This is a genomic window from Bradyrhizobium sp. 141 (genome assembly GCF_023074055.1).
Taxonomy (GTDB): domain Bacteria; phylum Pseudomonadota; class Alphaproteobacteria; order Rhizobiales; family Xanthobacteraceae; genus Bradyrhizobium.
The window spans coordinates 26,378-46,673 of record NZ_JADPKR010000078.1 but is presented as its reverse complement, the minus strand read 5'-3'; the positions used below and the strand labels follow the sequence as shown (position 1 = coordinate 46,673).

The window sequence follows — 20,296 nt, the reverse complement described above, 5'->3', positions numbered from 1 at the left end:
CTCCGGGAGGACGAAGAGCAGGGTTTATCGAGCGCGCCAAATCTCCTATACCATGAGCCAATCCCCTTCTCCCCAGGAGACCTGCCTTGGATCCGATCGCCTACGTCAACGGCTCATTCGTCCCGCTCTCGGACGCCAAAATCTCGGTCCTCGATCGCGGCTTCCTGTTCGCCGACGGCATCTATGAGGTCTCGGCCGTGCTGGACGCCAAGCTGGTCGACAACGCCTCGCATCTGGCGCGGCTTGAGCGCTCGGTCGGCGAGATCAGCTTGAGGCTGCCGGAGACGGTCGAACGCATCACCGAGCTCCAGAAGGAGCTGATCGCGCGCAACAAGGTCGTGAATGGCCTCGTCTATCTCCAGGTGACGCGCGGCGCCGACAAGGGCCGCGACTTTGCCTTTCCCAAAGGCGACGTCAAGTCGAGCCTGGTGATGTTCACCTCGGAAAAGGACATCATCAATGCCGCGTCGGCTAAGGCCGGCATTAACGTCATCACCGTACCGGACATCCGCTGGGAGCGGCGCGACATCAAGAGCGTGGCCCTGCTGGCGCAGGTATTGGCAAAGCAGGCAGCGGCCGAAGCCGGCGCGGGCGAGGCCTGGATGCTGGAAGACGGCTACGTCACCGAGGGTGGTTCGTCTTCGGCATTCATCCTCACCAAGGACGACGTCATCGTGACCCGCAAGAACTCCAACGCGATCCTGCCCGGCTGCACCCGCAAGGCGGTGGTGGCGCTCGCCGAGGAGCGCCAGCTTCGCGTCGAGGAGCGCTCGTTCACAGTCGCCGAGGCGCTGGCTGCCAAGGAGGCCTTTGCGACCTCGGCGTCACTGTTCGTCCAGCCGGTGGTTGCGATCGACGGCAAGAAGATTGGCGACGGCAAGCCCGGCCCGATGGCAACGCGCCTGCGCGAGATCTATGTGGAGTTCGCCAAGGCGACCGCGGTTTAGCCGCGCACTCCGCTGCCGTAGCTGTCGTAGGGTGGGCAAAGGCGCGAAGCGCCGTGCCCACGTCTTATCTCGCGTGTGAAAGAATGGTGGGCACGGCGCAAGTGCGCCTTTGCCCACCCTACGGGACCTGCCGGACGAGGACGCGCCGCAGCCTCACGCCACCGACGCCTTCACCTTCACGGGATGGACCGCACGGAACGCGATCGCGATCCTATTCCAGGCGTTGATGGCGCCGATCAGCATGGTCAGGTTCACCGTCTCCGCATCGGAAAACTGCGCGCGGACCCGCTCATAGACATCGTCGGGCGCGTGCGTCCCCGAAATCAGTGTGACCGACTCGGTCCAGGCCAGCGCTGCGCGCTCGCGATCGGAATAGAGCGGTGACTCGCGCCAGGCATTGAGCAGATAGATGCGCTGCTCGGTCTCGCCGCGCTTGCGGGCGTCCTCGGTGTGCATGTTGATGCAGAAGGCACAGCCGTTGATCTGCGAGGCCCGGATCTTGACGAGCTCGATCAGCGATTTCTCCAGTCCCGTAGACTGGATCTGCTCTTCCAGCGCCATCAGCGCTTTCATCGTGTCGGGGGCGGCCTGGTAGAAGTTCATGCGGGGCTTCATGGTCGTTCTCCTTGCTTCCTACGGTTGATGTCAGTGGGCGCCACCAGCGGAGGTCTGGCCGGGTCTCTTCAGGAAGAGCGCGGCGATCAGGGCCGCGATCAGTGCCATGCCGAGCAGATAAAAAGTGTCGCTGAAGGCGAGGATATAAGCCTGCTTCTGCACGATATGACCAATCGCGACATAGGCACGATGCGCGGCGTCTGCATGGTCGAGGATGCCGTGATTGACGAAATACTGGGTGAGCTGCTCCAGCCGCGCACGGGTGGCCTGCTCGAACACCGAGACCGACTGCATCAGCACATTCGAGTGATACTGCTCTCGCTTGGTCAGCACGGTCTGGAGCAGTGCGATGCCGACGGCGCCGCCGAGATTGCGCATCATGTTGAACAGGCCGGAGGCCGAGCCCGCGTTCTCCGGCTCGATGCCTGCGGTTGCGACGGCCGACAGCGGCGCCATCACCAACGCCTGGCCGATGGCGCGGACGACGTTGGGCCACAGCAGCTGGTCGGCGGCATAGTCGCTGGTCATATAGATGTTCATGAAGTTGGATGCGGCGAACAGCACGAAGCCGACGCCGATGATGATCCGCGCATCGAACCGCTGCATCAGGCGCGGCACGAGAGGGATCAAGAGGAGCTGCGGCAATCCGGTCCAGGCCAGCACCATGCCGATCTGCTCGGCATTATAGCCCTGAATGCGCGAGAGATATTGTGGGAGGATGAACACGGAACCGTAGAGCGCGATGCCGAGCAGGAAATTTGCGAGCATGCCGAAGCCGAAATTGCGGCGGACGAGCAGGCGCAGATTGAGCAGCGGCTTCCTCACCGTCAGTTCGATGATCAGGAAGGCGGTCAGTGCAACGGCTGCGATCACTGACAGCTTGACGATGAAGGGTGAGCCGAACCAGTCGTCCTTGTTGCCTTCCTCCAGCACGGTCTGGAGCGCCGACAACCCGATCGCCATGGTGATGATGCCGGCCCAGTCGCCCTCGCGCAGGAGCGACAGCTTCATGGGCTTTGCGTCGAGCGCGTACCAGAGCATGCCGACCATGATCGCGCCGGGGACGAGGTTGACATAGAAGATGTACTCCCAGCCGAAATTCTCGGTGAGATAGCCCCCGATGGTCGGGCCGATCGCGGGGGCGAACGTCGCTGACAGCGCAAACAACGCGAGACCGACCGGCTGTTTTCCGCGCGGCAACAGCGTGATGATCAGCGTGAATGCCATCGGAATCAGAACGCCGCCGCTGAACCCCTGCACGGCGCGCAGTACGATCATCTGCGGCAGGTCCTGCGCCAGTGCGCAGGCCGCCGACAGCAGGAGGAACAGGATCGCGTTGGTGAGCAGGTAGATGCGGATCGAGAACACCTGTGCGAGCCAGCCGGAGAGCGGGATCACCACGATCTCCGCGATCAGATAGGAGGTCGAAATCCAGCCGCCGTCGTCGATGCCGGCACCGATCGCGCCCTGAATGTCCGCGAGCGAGGCGTTGACGATCTGGATGTTCAGCACCGCCATGAAAGCGCCGAGCGTGGCGCCGATCACCGCGATCCAGGTTTTTGCCGACACCGCCGGTGCGGCGGGCGCAGCGGAGGCGGAGACACTGGCGGCGTTGACGGTCGGTTGCAGCGTGCTCATGGATTTAGCCGCCGTTGGCGCGAGACGTTGTGTCGGCCAGACGCTTGGCCGTCTCGCGCTCGGCCAGCACCGCCTGTTTGGTGTTCACGGTCGGCACCGCGGACATGCCGGGGCGCAGCAGGCCGGTGAGGCTGTGGTCGTCGAGCACGATCTTGACCGGAACGCGCTGCACGATCTTGGTGAAATTGCCGGTGGCGTTGTCCGGCGGCAGCAGCGCGAATTCGAGCCCGCTCGCCGGCGACAAGCTATCGATATGGCCGCGCAGGGTCTTGTTGCGGAAGCTGTCGACGTGCAGCTCGACCGGCTGTCCCGGCCGCACATGCGTGAGCTGGGTCTCCTTGAAGTTCGCAACGACATAAACCGCATCGAGCGGTACCACCGCCATCAATTGCGTTCCGGCTTGCACGTATTGGCCGACCCGCAAGCTCCGGGCGCCGACCGTGCCGTCGACCGGCGCGGTGATCTCGGTATAAGACAGGTTCAGCGCCGCCTGCTGCGCGACCGCGCGGGCCCGTTCGAGCTGAGCTGTCGCCTGAGCACGCTGGGTGGTGAGGACGTCGACCTTGCGCTGCGCGGCCAGAAGGCCAGATTTCGCATGCTGCAGTTGCGCGTTGCTGGCGCGCAGCGCTGCGTCAGTCTGCTGCGCGCGCTGGATGGTGCCGGAGCCCGACTTCATCAGGTCGTCGTAGCGGGCGCGCTCCTCCTGAGCGAATTTCAGATTGGCGTCGGCAGCCGTGACATCGGCCGTGCTTTGCTCGATGATCGGCTGCTGCAGTTCGAGCTGGGCATCGATATTGCGCACCGAGGCTTCGGCGGCGGCGACGTCGGCTTCTGCCTGGTCGAGGGCCGCCTTGAAGTCGCGGTCGTCGATCTTGGCCAGCGCCTGGCCTGCCCGAACCTTCTCGTTGTCGCCGACCAGCACCTTTGCGATGTAGCCGGAAACCTTGGGCGCGATGATCGTGGAATCGGCCTTCACATAGGCATCGTCGGTGGATTCCAGGTAGCGGCCCGTTTTCAGGTAATCGGAGCCATAGTCGCCGGCCACCGCGATGCCGATCGTCAGCGCCAGCCCGATCGCTGCTCGTCTGATCGCCTGCCGGGATGGGCGCAGACCGATTTTCTGATTAATTTCAGTAACATAAGAAGCGTTCGACATGGCGTCCTCGGATTTCGCAGACGCCCGCTCAGAATGGTGCGCTGTTAACCCCCAAGTGCGCTGTCCGGGTCATGGTGATAATCTCGGAATTTGTGGAAGCATTATCCACCAATAGCGGATAATCTGAGCCTGTCGCCATGGATCGCTTCACGAGCCTCACCGCCTTCGTCCACGTGGTCGAAAACGGCGGTTTTTCCGCCGCCGCCCGCCGGCTCAACATGTCGACGACCATGGTGAGCAACCATGTGCAGGCGCTGGAGGACCGGCTCGGCGTGCGGCTGCTCAACCGCACGACGCGAAAAGTGAGCCTCACCGAAATCGGCAAGGCCTATTACGACCGCTCGACCCAGGTCCTCGCCGATCTCGAACAGGCCGACGACATCGCGAGCGAATTGCAGTCGGTGCCGCGCGGCACATTGCGCATCCACGTCGCCACGCACATGGTGCCCTTCGTCGCGCCCGTTGCGGCAAAACTCCTGTCGGCCTATCCGGAGCTCAAGATCGATCTGCGCATGGGCGAAGCCGAGGTCGACCTCATCGAGGAGAGCTATGACGTCGCTCTGCGGATGACCTCGCCGCCGGACTCGAGCCTGATTGTCCGCAGCCTCGCCACCTGGCGCCACGTGCTGTGCTGCTCGCACGACTATCTCGAAAGGCATGGCCGTGTTCAGAAGCTCGACGAGCTCGCCGCGCACAATTGCGCTCGGCATCTGAACTATCCCTTCGGCGACGATTGGCGCTTCTTCGATCGCAAGGGTTCGCCGGCATCGGTGCGCGTCTCCGGCAGCTTCATCACCAACAGCGGCGAAGCGTTGCGGAAGGTGGCGCTGGAGGGCGCGGCCGTCTGCCTGATGGCCGGGTTTCTCGTACAGGGCGATCTCGAGGCTGGGCACCTCGTTCGGCTGCTGCCCGAATATCGCCCGGTCGAGATGTCGATGAACGCGGTCTATCCGCACCGGCATCATCTGTCGGCGAAGGTCCGGACCTTCATCGACATGCTCGTGCACCACAGCGCCGAGCAGCAGAAGCTGATCAACCCGTATTCATGAGCACTTTCGCCGGCGACTCCATGTCCCTCAGAAAGTGAGTTGACATCGCCGGGGTATCTGGAACAATACAACCTAAGATATGAGTGATCTATTTTGGACCGAAGTGGTTCGGCCCGATCCTGTTTCTTCGATGTGACGTTTCGTTCAGGCCGGCTTTGCGGCCTCCTTCTCCAGCTCTTGCTTTTCCATGTTTGACGCATCGACAGGCGGCAGGCCGATCGACGTTCGATTGCGTGAGAGCTTCGTAGGGTTGGGCATCATATTATATTGCGGTGAAGCTGGACGGCTTGGCCATATCTGAACCGACAACCGCTGAAGGGAGCTTCGATGACCCTCGCCAGAACGGGATGGATTGCGACGTTGCTCCTCGGCCTCTTGGCGGCGGGCGGCGTGCAACCTTCTCTTGCCGCAGCCGACGATGCGTGGCCGGTCAAGAAAAGGCTGATCGGTGAGGACGGCGACAAGTCCAAGGATGTCAGTGGCATCGCCTGCACGACCGCAGATGGGTTTCCCCGTTCGTGCCTCGTCATCGACGACAATCTCCAGGACGCCCAATTCATCGAATTGACCGACGGAGAGCTTGTTGCCGGCAGCCCCGTCAAATTGATCGACAACACGTTCAAGGACAAAGCGCTCGAGCTTGATGGGGAGGGCGTCGCCTTTTCCAAAGGGTACTATTACGTCATCGGCTCGCATGGCCATCCGCGAGACAAGGACCACAAGCTCGATCCCAAGAAAGATGCCGGCAAGATTCAGGCGAAGATCGCCGCAAGCAGCCAGATCGTTCGGTTCCGCACGACCGGTGAGGACGGCAATGCGTCAGGCCTCGAGCGCACGCCGAGACTGAGAGACGTCATTGCGAGCGAGCCGGCACTTCTCCCCTTCGTGGATATGCGGTTGGAGACCAACGGGCTGACGATCGAAGGCGTGGCGATCAAGGACGATCGGACGCTGCTCGCAGGATTCCGGGGCCCCGTGCTGAACGGTAAATGCGCCGTTGTTCTGTCGGTCGAGGTGGCTTCCCTGTTTGGTAATGGAAAAAGCTCGGACCATCGTCTGTACCGGCTGCCGCTCGGCGCCGGCCGTGGCGTCCGCGATCTCGCACCATTTGGGGATCGCATTCTCGTCCTGGCAGGTCCGGCTGCGGACGGACCCGGGTCCTATGCCGTCTACGCATGGGACGGCGCATCGGAGTCCGTCGAGCTGTTGAAGGACTTGCCGTTTGATCCGAAGCGAAAGCCGGAGGGGCTCCTTCCGCTGGACAAGACGTCAACCGGACTACGTGTCCTGATCGTGTTCGACGGCGACAAGGAAGGTGCGCCCACCCCGATCGAAATATCAGGATCGGGGCCGCGATCTTCATCCTGTCCCGCCGGCTAAAGCATGATCTGGAAAAGTGCGCAGCGGTTTTCCGAAAAGATCATGCTCAAACAACAACCTAAAGCGCGATGACGATTCATCCTAAATCGCATCGCGCTTTAGGCGTTTTGAAAACCCGCGCCTCGCACTGTTCTTCAACCGGTGGCGCGCATCTTTGCCGGCGATGGCGTGTGGAGTTCACTGAGCAGCCGCTCGACCTCTGTCTTCACCTTCCCGATCGCGGTGTCCTTGACCGGGCCATAGCCGCGGATCTCCATCGGAGCCTTTGCAATTGCGATGAGATCCGGAAGACGCGCGGTATCGAGCGCGCCGAGCATTCGTTCGATCAGGCCTTCATACCACGCGACCAGTTCGCGCTCGGTGCGCCGCTCCGCGGTATAGCCGAACGGATCGAACGGCGTTCCGCGCAGCCCCTTTAAGCGCGCGAGCATGGTGAGAGGCGTCTGGATCCATTGACTGAAGGCGCGCTTGCGCGGGCGTCCACGGGCGTCGCGCCGCGACGGCAGGAACGGCGGGGCGAGGTGATACTGGATCTTGAAGCCATCCTCGAACTCGCGTTTCAGCTCATCAAGGAATTCGCCTTGCATGTGCAGCCGCGCCACCTCGTACTCGTCCTTGTAAGCCATCAGCTTGAACAGGGCGCGTGCGACTGCCTCGGTCAGGGCCTCGCTGTTCAGAACGGCCTCGGCCAGGCGGACCTTTGCGATAATCGTCCGATAGCGTGCCGCATAGGTGCTGTCTTGATAGGCGGTGAGAAAGTCGGCGCGACGGTCGATGATCTGGTCGAGCGTCTCGGCTGTGAGCGCTTCGTTCACCTTCGGCAAGAAGTCCGGATCGGAAGCCGCAATCCGGCCCCAGGCAAAGGCCTGCTTGTTGTGCTCCACGGCGACGCCGTTGAGCTCGATCGCACGCAGCAGCGCTGCAAGCGAAATCGGGACCAGCCCGCGCTGCCAGGCAAAGCCGAGCATGATGATATTGGCATAGACCGCATCGCCGAGCAGCCGTTCGGCCAGCGCGTTGGCATTGATCGTGCCGAGATTGTCTGCACCGACGACCCAGCCGATGGCGCGCAGGCGGGCGGGGGAGGCGAGATCGGCATCGCGGAAACGGACGACGTCGCCGGTCGGCATTTCCGCAGTATTGACCGCGGCCCGCGTGCCCTTCCGGAAGGTGCCGGACGCCTTGGGCGAAGAGCTGACGACGAGATCGCAGCCGATCAGCGCATCGGCCGCGCCCTGGTCGATACGCACCTGATGCAGGGCCTCGGGATTTGGTGCAAGCCGGATATAGCTCAGCACAGGCCCGAACTTTTGTGCAAAGCCGGTGAAGTCCAGCACCGAGACGCCGCGACCTTCGAGGTGTGCGGCCATGCCGATCAGCGCGCCGACGGTGATCACGCCGGTGCCGCCGACGCCGGTCACGAGCAGATCGTAGGGACGCTCGAGCGTTGCTGCCGCGGGCAGGGGAAGCGTAGCGGCGTGGCCGACCGCATCGATCTGGCTCGCACTCTTCTTCCGGCGCGTCGCGCCCTCGACGGTGACGAAGCTTGGGCAGAAGCCGTTGAGGCAGGAGAAATCCTTGTTGCAGGATGAGAGGTTGATCTGGCGCTTGCGGCCGAACAATGTCTCCTTCGGCTCGACGCTGAGGCAGTTGGATTCCACCGAGCAGTCGCCGCAGCCTTCACAGACGAGATCGTTGATGTAGGCGAAGCGTTTGGGATCGACCATCTGCCCGCGCTTGCGCCGGCGTCGCTTCTCCGTGGCGCAGGTCTGCTGATAGATCAGGACCGAGACGCCGGAGACCTCGCGCAGCTCGCGCTGCACGGCATCCATCTCTTCGCGCGGATGGACGGTGACGCCGACAGGCAGGTCGGCAGGCGAGAACTGTGCGGGATCATCCGACACCAGCGCGATGCGCGTCACGCCTTCGGCGCGGACGCTGTGCGCGATCGCATGGACGCTGACGGGACCGTCGACCGGTTGGCCGCCGGTCATGGCGACGGCATCGTTGAACAGGATTTTGTAGGTGATATTGGCCTTGGCCGCGATCGCCTGCCGGATCGCCATCGAGCCGGAGTGGTAGTAGGTGCCTTCGCCGAGGTTCTGGAAAATGTGCTTATGGCCGGTGAATCTCGACGAAGCCGCCCAGTTCACGCCTTCACCGCCCATCTGGATCAGCGACGAGGTCTCGCGGTCCATCCAGCTCGCCATGAAATGGCAGCCGATGCCGGCCAGTGCCTTCGATCCATCAGGCACCTTCGTCGACGTGTTGTGCGGGCAACCCGAACAGAAATAGGGCGTGCGCGTTGCGCCTGAGACGTTGATGGTGCGTGCGGCCTCCGGCAAGAGTGCAGCCGCGCGTGCGGCGAGATTGAGGGCCGGGAACATCGGATCGAGCCGGCGCGCGAGCACGCCAGCCAGCGCGCGCGGCGACAATTCACCGATCCACGAGATCAGCCGCGCCCCTTGCTCGTCGTGCTTGCCGACCATGCGCTCGGGCTTTGCGCCGGGATAGTCATAGAAATACTCCTTGAACTGGCTTTCGATGATGCCGCGCTTCTCCTCGACCACGAGGATCTCGCGCTTGCCCTTCACGAAATCCATGGCGTCATGCAACGCCAGCGGCCAGACCATGCCGACCTTGTAGACGTCGATTCCGAGGCTGCGGCAGGCGGCTTCATCGAGGCCCATCAGTCGCAGCGCCTCCATCAAATCGAGATGCGCCTTGCCCGTCGTGACGATGCCGTAGGTCGCGTCTCGAATGTCGTAGATGTGACGGTCGATCGGATTGGCCTTGGCGAAGGCATAGACGGCGTGCTTCTTCGCCTCCAGCCGCTCCTCGATCTGTGGGCCCGGCAGGTCGGGCCAGCGATAGTGCAGTCCATCAGGCGGCGGCGTGAAGTCAGGCATGCGGAAGCTTCGGGGCGAGCCCAACTCGACGGAGGCGCCCGATTCGACGATCTCCGAGATCGCCTTGAAGCCGACCCACATGCCGGAGAACCGGCTCAGCGCGTAGCCATATTCGCCGAACGCGAGATATTCGCCGACGCTTGCGGGATGCAGCGTCGGCATGAACCAGCTCATGAAGGCGACGTCGGACTGGTGTGGCATCGAGGAGGAGACGCAGCCATGGTCGTCGCCGGCGACGACCAGCACGCCGCCATGCGGCGAGGAGCCGTAGGCATTGCCATGCTTGAGCGCGTCGCCGGAGCGGTCGACGCCCGGGCTCTTGCCGTACCAGAGGCCAAACACGCCATCGACCTCGCGGTCTCCTTGCGTTTCGACCTGTTGCGAGCCGAGCACCGCGGTCGCGGCGAGGTCCTCGTTCACTGCGGGGAGGAATTCGATGCGGTCCCGCTGGAGTCGCTCCTGGATGCGCCAGAGTTCGAGATCGATGCCGCCGAGCGGCGAGCCGCGATAGCCGGAGATGAAGCCGGCGGTGTTGAGCCCACGCGCCCGGTCGCGCCTCGCCTGGTCGAGCGCGATGCGAACGATGGCCTGCGTCCCCGTGAGGAAGACACGGCCGTGTTCGCGATCGTAGCGATCGGAGAGTTCATAGGCGTCGAGTGACGGAATGGCGTCCATGCGGACCTCCCGCGGCATCCCTGCATGGGGGAAGGTTAGGCCCGGGCGGCTGGTAGGTCTTACCTATCTTTCCTGACAGGCCCGCTATTCTGGTAGATTTGTCCGGCTTGTCCTATAATTCGGTAGATTAATCCGATTTGGTGAAATTCATGATTGAAGAGCAGGACACGCGGATTCTTGCGCACCTCCAGAAGGACGGTCGCGCCACCAACCAGCAACTGGCGGACGAGGTCGGCATGTCCACCTCTGCCTGCTGGCGCCGGGTGCGCGCGCTGGAGGAGGCTGGGGTCATTCAGGGCTACGCGGCACTGGTCGCGCGCGAGCAGGCGGGCTTTGCGATGTCGGCCATCCTCCACGTCTCGCTGGAGCGTCACGACGCCAAATTCGTCGACGAGTTTGTGTCCCGCGTCACCAAACGTCGCGAGGTGCTGGAGTGCTTTGCGACCACGGGCGACGCCGATTATCATCTGCGCGTCGTCGTGCAGGACATGGCGGCCTACAACCGCTTCCTCGACGAGTTCATGTTCCGCATCCCCGGCATCCGTTACGTCCGCAGCAATGTGGTGCTGAAGGAGATCAAGACCGGCGTGGCGCTGCCGTTTTGAAGGAGGTCTCGTAGGGTGGGCAAAGGCGCATAGCGCCGTGCCCACGTATTCCCCGCGATCGAACGAGATCGTGGGCACGGCGCAAGAGCGCCTTTACCCACCCTACGGCACCTCTATCGCCGCTCTTCCCGCACGAACCTGTTACGCAACATCCCGACGCCCGTGATGTCGATCTCCACGAGGTCACCATGCTTGATGTCCGGTGAGGCACCGTCTGTGCCCATCCAGATCACATCTCCCGGCCACAGCGTAAAATACTTCGTCAGCTCGACCAGGAACGGCACCACGCCGAAGATCATGTCGTTGGTAGCGAAGCGGTTGGTTTCCTTGCCGTTGACCCGGACGATCGTTTCCATTTTGTCGAGATCGGCCTCGGTCTCGATCCACGGTCCCATCGGCTTGAACGTGTCGGCGTTCTTCGAACGCCACAGGCCGCGATCGGCCTTCTGCCAGCTGCGCTCGCTGACGTCGTTGCCGACGGTGTAGCCGAACACGCAATCCATCGCGTTCGCTTCGGTGAGATGCTTCACCTTCTTGCCGATGACGACGACGAGTTCGCCTTCATAATGGATCTTGTCCGTCGCAAAAGACGGGATCACGACCTCTTCATCATGAGCGATCAGCGCGTTCTGGGCACGGTAGCCGATCTCGGGCCGGTCAGGGACCGCCGGCACCTCGCCGCGCTTGTCGGCGGCTTCCTTCAGGTGCTTCAGGTAGTTCAGGCCGACGCAATAGAAGGTGCGCGGGATCAGTGGCAGCTCGATCTCGACCTTCGACAAGGCAAACGTTTGCGAGGTGCGCTGCCATTCGCCGAAGGGATCGCCGTCGACTGCGATCACCCGGTCGCCTTCGACGATTCCCCAACACGTCTTGTCCGAGGCGGTGAATTTCAGCCAGCGCATGTCAGACCCTCGTAGCTATTCTGCGGCATCGCGCGGCTGCATCTTCCAGGCGCCCGCCGCGGGCCGCTTCAATCCGAGATTTTCGCGTAGCGTCTTGCCGCGATAGTCCTTTTGGAACAGGCCGCGGCGCTGCAGCTCCGGTACGACATGCTGGACGAAATCGGCGTAGGAGCCGGGCACGTAGGTCGCAGCGATGACGAACCCGTCGCAGCCGCGCTCCACGAACATCTCCTCCAGTCTATCCGCGATCTCCTTGGGGCCGCCGACCATCGCGTCCTGGACCTGCCCCCGGCCGGAGAAGGTGACGAAGTCCCGCGCGCTCGGATTGCTCTTGCCCGAATTCTTCAGCACGCCGTCGCGGATGCCCAAAATGCCCTGCATGCTCTTCAACTCTTCGGTCGTCAGCGGCTCGTCGAGATCCTTGGAAGCGAAATCATAGTTGAGTGCTTCGGCAAGCAGCGACAGCGCGTCGATCTGCAGCGGCAGCTTGTTGATCAGCGCCATCCTGTCCTCAGCCTCGGCTTTGGTGGCAGCGCAGACCGGCGTGGTCAAATTGCAGAGGAACATCTGGTCGGGATCGCGGCCAGCCTTGGCGGCTTCGTTGCGGACGGACGCATAGCCTTCCTTGGCCGCGGCGAGATTGCGCGCGGCGGTGAAGATCACCTCGCCCCATCGCCCGGCAAAGCGCTGGCCGCGGCCGGACGCGCCGGCCTGGATGATCACGGGATGGCCCTGATCCGAGCGCGGTACGGTGAACGGTCCGCGCGACTTGAAGGCTGGTCCCTTGTGGTCGAGCCGCTTCACCTTGGTCGGATCAGCAAAGCGGCCGCTTTGCTTGTCCATGATGAGCGCGCCGTCTTCCCAGGTGTCCCAGTGACCGAGCACCACTTCCATGAACTCGTCGGCGCGGTCATAGCGGGAATCGTGTTCGGGATGCGAATCCCGGCCCATGTTGAGAGCTTCACCGTCATTGAGCGAGGTGACGACGTTCCAGCCCGTGCGTCCCCCCGACATCAGGTCGAGCGTTGCGAAGCGGCGGGCGACGTCGAACGGTTCGTAGTAGGTGGTCGAGCAGGTCGCGCCAAGGCCGAGCTTCTCGGTGACCATGCCCATCGTGGTCAGCACGATCAGCGGATCCATCTTCACGCAGCGGATGCCGTATTCGACGGTGTGGGCGTGGTCGTTGCCGTAGCGGTCCGGCATCGCCAGGCGATCGTCGAAGAAGGCCATGTGGAATTTACCGGCTTCGAGGATCCTGCCGATCTCCTGATAATAGGCCGCCGACATCGAATCGTCGCGCGAGTCCGGATGCCGCCAGGAGCTCGGCAAGTTGGTGCAGTTCTGCGCCTGGAGGAAGCCGACCAGGACCATCTGTCGCGTCATGCTGCTGTTCTCCAAATTCCGTCAGGCCAGATCGAGCACTGTTTCGAGCCGGTAATCCCGCGCCAGCACGCGCAGCTTTTCCCAGGTCGCATCCTCGACCTCGATGCCATCGCGCAGGCGCTGCTGTTCGCGAACGCCTTCGATCTCGCCGGGATAGTAGACGCCGTTGCTGCCCTCGGACGGCGGCGTCGATTTCAGATAACGCGCGAATTCGGCGACCTCGCGTTTGAACTCCTTCAGCGGGCGGAATGCGGCGACGTTGAACACCGCCATGAAGCATCCGTCGTTGTGCCGGCCGGTCGGTTCGACGCCGAAGCCGAGGCCGGTCAGCAGGCCGCACAGCACCTCGACCATGGCGGCAAGACCACTGCCCTTGTAACCCTCGGTGCCACCGAGCGGCAGCAGCGCGCCGCCCTTGCGGTATTGGGTCGGATCGGTGGTGTGACGTCCCTCGGGATCGATGATCCAGCCGGTCGGAATCTCCTCACCGCGCGCGACCGCAAGCTGGATCTTGCCGGCTGCGACCGCCGAGGTCGCCATGTCGAGATAGAACGGCGCATCGAGATCTGACGGCACCGCGATCGAGATCGGGTTGGTGCCGAGCCGCGCCTCCTTGCCCCCGAACGGCGCCACGTGCTTCGGCGAGCGGCCCGAATCCGCCGTCGCGATCCCGATCATGCCTGCGCGCATCGCCATCAGCGGATAGGCGGCGAGGCGGCCGACATGGCTCTGCCGAAACACCGTGCAGGCGGCGACGTTCGCCGTCTTCGCCTTCTCGATCGTCAGCGCCATCGCCTTGGCGTTGACGTGGAAGCCAAATCCCCAATGGCCGTCGATCACGGTCGTGGTCGGCGATTCCTGGACGATGGTCCATTCGGCGCCGGGGACGATGTGCCCGGCCTTGATCCGGTCGATATAGGTGGGAACGGCGATCACGCCGTGCGAGTCATGACCGGCGAGATTGGCGTTGACGCAGCCGATGGCGACCGCGTCGGCCTCTTCCTCGGAAGCTCCGGCGGCACGGAGCAGAGCGGCGCTGATCCGCGTGAGGCGATCGGCTCTGATGACCGGCATGGCGTTCCCTTGGCCTGGTGCCCTTAACGGGCTGCTTGTTGGCTGCCATCGTCTCAAAGCGCCGCCGCGATATCAATCTCCCGTAAACCAATACAGGGCTGCAAATTCGTAAAGAGCGCGCGCCTTTGGTCGAAGATTCGTCCCGTGCGGCGGTATTTTCGACAGTTTCGCACCCCTTGTTCGCAGCTCGTTCACTTTGATCGACGGTTTGCAGCGCGCAATAACGACCACTTAGGCGATCGCGCCTCATAAAGGCAGCCGGGAGAAATAGGCAGAGATGCCCGGGAGCTGAGATCGTGCCGACGACACTCGCGCGCACCTTTGCGGCGTTGAGCGCCATCAACGAAGCGATCCTCTACGCGAAATCGCCGGACGAGCTGTACCAGAAGGTCTGCGACGCCGGGTTTTCGAGCGGGGACTTTTTGGCGGTCGCCGTGTTCCTGGTGGGACCGGATGGCCGGCGGCTGTGCTTTGCGGCCGGTTGCGGCGACGACATTCCGCGGCTGCGCTCCATCGTGATCACGACGGAAGCCGGTACACCTGAAGGCTCGGGCGTCGGTGGCGAGGCGTTTCGCGATCAGAAGCTGTGCGTCAGCAACGATTATCTGAACGACCCGCGCTCGCTGGCATGGCGCGCGGGCGCGGCTACGGCCGCCATCGGCGCGGCTGCGGCGCTGCCGCTGCTCTGCAACGGCAAAAGCGTCGGCGTGTTGTTGGTGACCCGTCGCGAGGCCAATTCGTTCAACGACCCGATGGTCTCGCTGTTCGAGCGCATGTCGGCCAACATTTCCTATGCGCTGGACAATTTCGCGCGCGAGACCGCGCAGCAGGCCAGCGAGCGGGCCACGCGGCGGCTGAACCGCATGTTCGGCGCCCTCAGCGCCACCAACGAAGCCATCCTGCGCGCCAAGACCGAGCAGGAGCTGTACCAGCTCGTATGCGACGCGTCCGTCCATGGCGGCAAATCGCTCGCGACGGTCGTCCTGCTGAAGGAGCAGGAATCCCACTGGCTGAAACCCGTCGCCGGCACGGGCCAGAATCTGGAGCTCGTTGCCCAGACCCAATATTCCGTCGATGCTGCCAATCCCTATGGCCGTGGAATCTCCGGCACGGTCTTTCGCAGCCAAAGGCCCCTTGTCGAGGACGACCTCGTCAGCCGCACCAAGGGAACGCTGTGGGAGCAAGCCAATATCAATACGGGCGTCGCAGCCCTCGTCGCGGCTCCGCTGATCAAATATGGCAAGAGCGTCGGCATTATTCTGTTCTTCATCAGCAAGTCCTGGGCCAAGGACGAGGAAGTCGTCGCGCTCCTGATGCGCATGGCGGAGAACGTCTCGTTCGCAATCGAGAATTTCGACCGGGAGTCCGAAAAGGCCATAATCGCCGCGGAAGAGGAACGGCTGGCGCGCATGTATGCGGCGCTCAGCGCTACCAACGAGGCGATCATCCGGGCGACGTCGCGTGCCGAGCTGTTCGATCTCGTATGCGAAGCTTCGTTCCAGGGCGGCAAGTTCGGCTCTGCGACGATCGCGCTCGCCGAGCCTGCCTCCGAAATGCTGCGCGTCGTCGCTTCCGCAGGACCGAACTCCGACGAAGTGCGCAGGCTCAAATTTGCAACGACGGACACGGTGCCGGAAGGGCGAGGCCTGACCGGCACGTGTTTCCGCACCAGACAGCCCTGCCTGACCAACGACCTGCTGTCCGATGACCGCCTCAAGCCGTGGTACGACAGCGCGCGCCGCACCGGCGTCAAGTCCTCCGCTGCGCTGCCGTTGCTCAACGGCGACCGCACCGAAGGCGTGTTCCTGTTCAATTCCCTTGAGATCGGAACGTTCACGCCCGAGTTGGTCGAACTGCTGGAACGTCTTGCGCGTAACGTGTCATTTGCGATCGCAAATCTCGACCGCGCCGAGGAGAAGGCGAAGGCCGACAAGCAGCGAGACCGGCTGAGCGGCATGTTCGCGGCGTTGAGCGCCACCAACGAAGCCATCATGCGCGCCGAGACCCGCGAGGAGCTGTTCGACGTCGCATGTCAGGCGGCCGTGCTCGGCGGTATGTTCGCCTCGGCGACGATTGGAATTATCGACGAGACATGTGAGCTGGTCCGGGTCGTCGCCGTGAAGGGGCGTCTCCAGGAGCGAATGGTCGGACGCAGCTGTGCGATTTCCCCGGATCATCCCGAGGGCCAGGGAATCATCGGGATCTCGGTGCGGACGCGTCGGCCCAGTGTCATCAACGACTATATGCACGATCCCCGCTCGGCACACTGGCACTCCAAGGCAGTCGAGGACGGGACCCGTGCCGCTGCAAGCTTCCCGCTTTTGCGCGCCGGCCAGGAGCCGATCGGCATCCTGCTGTTCCTTGCTCCGGAGGAAGACACATTCACGCCCGATCTGGTCGAGCTGCTGGCCCGTCTCGCGGAAAACGTCTCCTTCGCGCTCGACAATTTCGATCGCGCTGAGGAAAAGGCCCGCACCGAGGCGCAGAAGAAGCGGCTGACGCGCATGTTCGCGGCCTTGAGCGCGACCAACGAGGCGATCATGCGGGCGAAGTCGCGCGCCGAATTGTTCGACCTCGTGTGCCTTGCGGCGTCGAACGGCGCCAAGTTCACCTCGACGACCATAGCGCTCGCCAGCGCTGACAGCGACCAGATCAAGATCGTCGCCAGCGCCGGCCCGTCGGCCGACACCACGCGCAACGTCCGCCTCTCGGTTGACCCCGAGCGCCCCGAAGGTCGGGGGATGGCCGGCACGGCGTTCCGGACCCGGCAGCCCTGCATCAGCAACGACTATCTCACTGACCAGCGCGTGAGTGCCTTCCACGCCGTCGTTCGGGGCGATGGTGCGCGCTCCGGCGCGGCGATCCCGCTCATCGTTCACGACCTTGCCGTCGGCGTCATGATCTACATGTCGACCGAAAAGGATACCTTCACGACTGAGTTCGTCGAGCTGTTGCAGCGCCTCGCCGACAACGTCGCCTTCGCGATGGAGAATTTCGATCGCGCGGACGAGAAGAACGAGGCGGACGAGCGGATCGAGTACCTCGCCTCGCATGACAGCCTGACGGACCTTCCGAACCGCGAAACCTTCAACGGGCTTTTGCGCAAGGCGATCGACTTGGCCGAGCATCACGACCATCGTTTTGCGGTGCTGTTCATCGACCTCGACCGTTTCAAGGTCATCAACGATTCGCTGGGGCATGAGGCCGGCGACCTGCTCTTGCTCGAAGTGGCGAACCGCTTGCGCGGCGCGTTGCGGACGAGCGACGTGGTGGCGCGGCTCGGCGGCGACGAGTTCGTGGTGATCCTCGATCAATGCGGCGAGATCGATGACGTCCAGCGGATCGCGACCGGGCTCCTGACGGCACTCGCCGAGCCCATGGAGCTGGCCGGGCACGAGTGCCACACCACGGCTTCGATCGGCATCGCGATGTATCCGGCCAATGGTTCCGATGCGCAGACGCTGACAAAGAACGCCGACATGGCGATGTATCTTGCCAAGGAAGACGGCAAGAACGGCTGCCGCTTCTTCTCCAAGGAAGTGAAGACGCAATCGATAGAACGGCTCTCGCTGGAGAGCGCGCTGCGCCGGGCGCTGGAGCGCGGGCAGTTCTCTTTGAACTACCAGCCCAAGGTGGAGATGGAGACCGGCCAGATCACCGGCGTGGAAGCGTTGCTGCGCTGGACGCATCCTGACCTCGGCAGCGTCTCGCCGGCGCAGTTCATTCCACTTGCGGAGGAAACCGGGCTGATCGTGCCGATCGGCCGCTGGGTGCTCAACGAGGCCTGCGCGCAGGCCATGGCCTGGCAGCGCCGCGGCCTGTTGCCGTTGTCGATGGCGGTCAACCTGTCGCCGCGGCAGTTCGCCGACGAGCATCTATTGCAGGACGTCGACGAGGCGCTGGCCGCCAGCGGCATGTCGCCGGTGCTGCTCCAGCTCGAGGTCACCGAGAGCATGATGATGCGCAATGTCGGTCGCGCGCTCAAGGTGCTCGACGCCATCCAGAGCCGCGGCATTCGTCTTGCCATCGACGATTTCGGCACCGGCTATTCGTCGATGTCGCTGATGAAGCACTTCCCGATCGACACCATCAAGATCGATCGCTCCTTCGTGCGGGACCTGCCGCAGGATTCGGAAGATCAGGCGATCGCGCAAGCGATCATCAGCATGGGCAAGGCGCTCGGCATGACCGTCGTCGCCGAAGGCGTCGAGAACGTCGAGCAGGAGGCGTTCCTGCGCAGCCATGGCTGCGATGAGATGCAAGGGTTCCTCATCTCCAAGCCCTTGCCGGCGCGGCAGATGGCCGAGCTGCTGCGGCCCATGGTTCTGCCTGTCGCGCCGCCGCTCCAGCCGGAGCCGGACGCTGCAGTCACGCAAGCTGCAGCGTCACGGCTGAAACGCGCTGTCGTCTGACGGCTGCGGGTGCAGCTCGCGGACGTCTTGTTCTCCGCCCTCGACCTTGCTCGGAAAATCCTGAGGTCCCGTCAGCGAGGTCTGCTCGACGAACAGCGCGAGAATCGTGCGCGCGCCCTCGGCGAAGCTCGACCCGTCGTTCAAGCCGAGCTCGGCGCACGATGCGCAACCCATCGGCTCATTGTCCTCGAACACCGCCATCGCAGGACCCCACCACCAGGCAGGCGCGGGCGAGCGCTCGTCCGCGGGCACGACCTGCCAGCGGGCAAATTCTTCCATCACGCGCTCGAACTCCAGGCGTGCAGCCTGATGCATGCGGTCGATACCCCCTAATCCACGCCCGATGGACGGGCCGACGGGCGGATCTGATCGTGGCCTTCGTTCGGAAAAATCGGCTCGCGCCAATAAGCGCGGCCATGCAAGCCGACATCGTCGTCGGCCATGCGAGTGGATGCGGCGGCCAGCGATGCGCTGGCGGCGGCAACGAATATCCATTCTAGCCGTGTCGAGGCACGGCAGGCAAGGCGCGGGCGCGCCGATTGCCTAACGCGGCCTGAACGGATGCGCCTTCTGGTGCCAGGCCCAGGCGGTGCGGATGACCGTCGGCAGGTCGGAGTGACGCGGCACGAAGTTCAGCACCTTCCGTGCTGCGGAGGGGTCGGCGACCAGATAAGTGGGATCGCCGGCGCGGCGCGGCTTGACGGTGTGGGGCACCTCGCGCCCGGTCTCCTGCCTGATGGCGTCGAGGATCTCGCGCACGGAAAAGCCGGAACCGGTGCCGAGATTGAAGCTGCCGCCGGCATGTCCCTCCTCCAGAAGCTTCAGCGCCGCGACATGCGCCGCTGCGAGGTCGGTGACGTGGATGTAGTCGCGGATCGCGGTTCCATCGGGCGTGTCGTAGTCGTCGCCGAACACCGCGAAGTCGACATGGCCCTGCAGCGCCATCATGGCGCGGGGAATGAGGTGGGTTTCGTTGTCGCGCAGTTCGCCGATGCCGCCGGCCGGATCGGCGCCGCTGGCGTTGAAATAGCGCAGGCAGAACGCGCCGAAGCCATAGGCTGAGCGGTAATCAGCAAGCATCCGCTCGATCATCCATTTCGAAGCGCCGTAAGGGTTGATCGGTGCGCAGGGAAAGTCTTCCGGCAGCTCCTTGGAGTCGGCATTGCCGTAGACGGCGCCGGTCGAGGAGAACACGATGCGATGGCAGCCGGCGTTGCGCATCGCCTGCAACAGCGACAGCGTTCCCTGCACATTGTTGACGTAATATTTCTGCGGATCGGTCATGGATTCGCCGACGAGGCTCGCCGCCGCGAAATGCATCACCGCCGTGATCTTGTGCTCGGCGAAGGCGCGGGCCAGCGCCGTGCCGTCGAGCAGATCGCCCGTCACAAGGGGGCCGGCAACGAAGCTGCGATGGCCTGTCGAGAGATTGTCATAAACGACGGGCTGATAGCCGGCAGCGGTCAATGCGCGGCAGGCATGCGAGCCAATATAGCCCGCGCCCCCGGTGACGAGGACGGTCGGTCGGTCGGTCATTCGTCTTCTGCTCTT

Annotated in this window: 14 protein-coding genes; 5 read left to right on the top strand and 9 right to left on the bottom strand. The window is 63.6% G+C overall.

The features are described from left to right. The first annotated feature begins 86 nt into the window (after positions 1–86). Positions 87–947 carry a D-amino-acid transaminase gene (locus IVA81_RS20405; protein WP_247321248.1) on the top strand — a complete coding sequence of 287 codons (861 nt, stop codon included), beginning with the start codon at positions 87–89 and terminating at the stop codon, positions 945–947. Between the two features lie 153 nt (positions 948–1,100). Here IVA81_RS20405 and IVA81_RS20400 read toward each other — a convergent pair whose 3' ends face one another. The 3 genes from IVA81_RS20400 to IVA81_RS20390 are packed head-to-tail and all read right to left on the bottom strand — an operon-like array spanning position 1,101 to position 4,356. Then, positions 1,101–1,562 carry a carboxymuconolactone decarboxylase family protein gene (locus IVA81_RS20400; RefSeq protein WP_247321246.1) on the bottom strand — a complete coding sequence of 154 codons (462 nt, stop codon included), beginning with the start codon at positions 1,560–1,562 and terminating at the stop codon, positions 1,101–1,103. A 30-nt stretch (positions 1,563–1,592) separates the two neighbouring features. After that, complete coding sequence (locus IVA81_RS20395) at positions 1,593–3,200, bottom strand: MDR family MFS transporter (protein WP_247321245.1); 1,608 nt, start codon at positions 3,198–3,200, stop codon at positions 1,593–1,595. A gap of 4 nt (positions 3,201–3,204) precedes the next feature. Further along, entirely contained in the window at positions 3,205–4,356 is a 1,152-nt protein-coding gene (locus IVA81_RS20390; RefSeq protein ID WP_247321243.1) for an HlyD family secretion protein, read from the bottom strand. Positions 4,357–4,493: 137 nt separating this feature from the next. On the opposite strand from IVA81_RS20390, the gene IVA81_RS20385 reads away from it, so the two are divergent. Both IVA81_RS20385 and IVA81_RS20380 read left to right on the top strand, forming a co-directional pair. Then, entirely contained in the window at positions 4,494–5,405 is a 912-nt protein-coding gene (locus IVA81_RS20385) for a LysR family transcriptional regulator (protein ID WP_247321241.1), read from the top strand. Positions 5,406–5,732: 327 nt separating this feature from the next. Next, positions 5,733–6,785: a DUF3616 domain-containing protein gene (locus IVA81_RS20380; RefSeq protein ID WP_247321239.1), complete on the top strand. Its 1,053-nt coding sequence runs from the start codon at positions 5,733–5,735 to the stop codon at positions 6,783–6,785. A 134-nt stretch (positions 6,786–6,919) separates the two neighbouring features. On the opposite strand, the gene IVA81_RS20375 is transcribed toward IVA81_RS20380, so the two are convergent. Beyond that, positions 6,920–10,369 (bottom strand): indolepyruvate ferredoxin oxidoreductase family protein, encoded by a 3,450-nt coding sequence (locus IVA81_RS20375; RefSeq protein ID WP_247321237.1) that lies wholly within the window; start codon positions 10,367–10,369, stop codon positions 6,920–6,922. A gap of 149 nt (positions 10,370–10,518) precedes the next feature. Between IVA81_RS20375 and IVA81_RS20370 the strand changes: the two genes are divergently transcribed. After that, the gene (locus tag IVA81_RS20370; protein ID WP_247321235.1) at positions 10,519–10,974 is read left to right on the top strand and encodes an Lrp/AsnC family transcriptional regulator; all 456 of its coding nucleotides are present in this window, start codon (positions 10,519–10,521) and stop codon (positions 10,972–10,974) included. 113 nt (positions 10,975–11,087) lie between these two features. Here IVA81_RS20370 and IVA81_RS20365 read toward each other — a convergent pair whose 3' ends face one another. Genes IVA81_RS20365 through IVA81_RS20355 form a run of 3 tightly spaced genes read right to left on the bottom strand, consistent with a single transcriptional unit; the run spans position 11,088 to position 14,333 of the window. Beyond that, the gene (locus tag IVA81_RS20365; protein WP_247321233.1) at positions 11,088–11,876 is read right to left on the bottom strand and encodes a fumarylacetoacetate hydrolase family protein; all 789 of its coding nucleotides are present in this window, start codon (positions 11,874–11,876) and stop codon (positions 11,088–11,090) included. 15 nt (positions 11,877–11,891) lie between these two features. Continuing rightward, a complete protein-coding gene (locus IVA81_RS20360) occupies positions 11,892–13,259 on the bottom strand; it encodes an LLM class flavin-dependent oxidoreductase (RefSeq protein WP_247321231.1) in 1,368 nt (455 codons plus the stop codon). Positions 13,260–13,280: 21 nt separating this feature from the next. Then, positions 13,281–14,333, bottom strand: a complete 1,053-nt coding sequence (locus tag IVA81_RS20355; RefSeq protein ID WP_247321230.1) for an Ldh family oxidoreductase — start codon at positions 14,331–14,333, stop codon at positions 13,281–13,283. A gap of 296 nt (positions 14,334–14,629) precedes the next feature. Here IVA81_RS20355 and IVA81_RS20350 point away from each other — a divergent pair, with 296 nt between their 5' ends. Continuing rightward, entirely contained in the window at positions 14,630–18,745 is a 4,116-nt protein-coding gene (locus tag IVA81_RS20350; RefSeq protein WP_247321229.1) for an EAL domain-containing protein, read from the top strand. On the opposite strand, the gene IVA81_RS20345 is transcribed toward IVA81_RS20350, so the two are convergent. Both IVA81_RS20345 and galE read right to left on the bottom strand, forming a co-directional pair. Next, entirely contained in the window at positions 18,719–19,060 is a 342-nt protein-coding gene (locus IVA81_RS20345) for a hypothetical protein (RefSeq protein ID WP_247321228.1), read from the bottom strand. The two genes, IVA81_RS20350 and IVA81_RS20345, sit on opposite strands and share 27 nt — an antisense overlap. 228 nt (positions 19,061–19,288) lie before the next feature. Continuing rightward, on the bottom strand, positions 19,289–20,281 hold the full coding sequence (galE, locus tag IVA81_RS20340; RefSeq protein WP_247321226.1) for a UDP-glucose 4-epimerase GalE: 993 nt from the start codon (positions 20,279–20,281) through the stop codon (positions 19,289–19,291). Between the last annotated feature and the right edge of the window lie 15 nt (positions 20,282–20,296).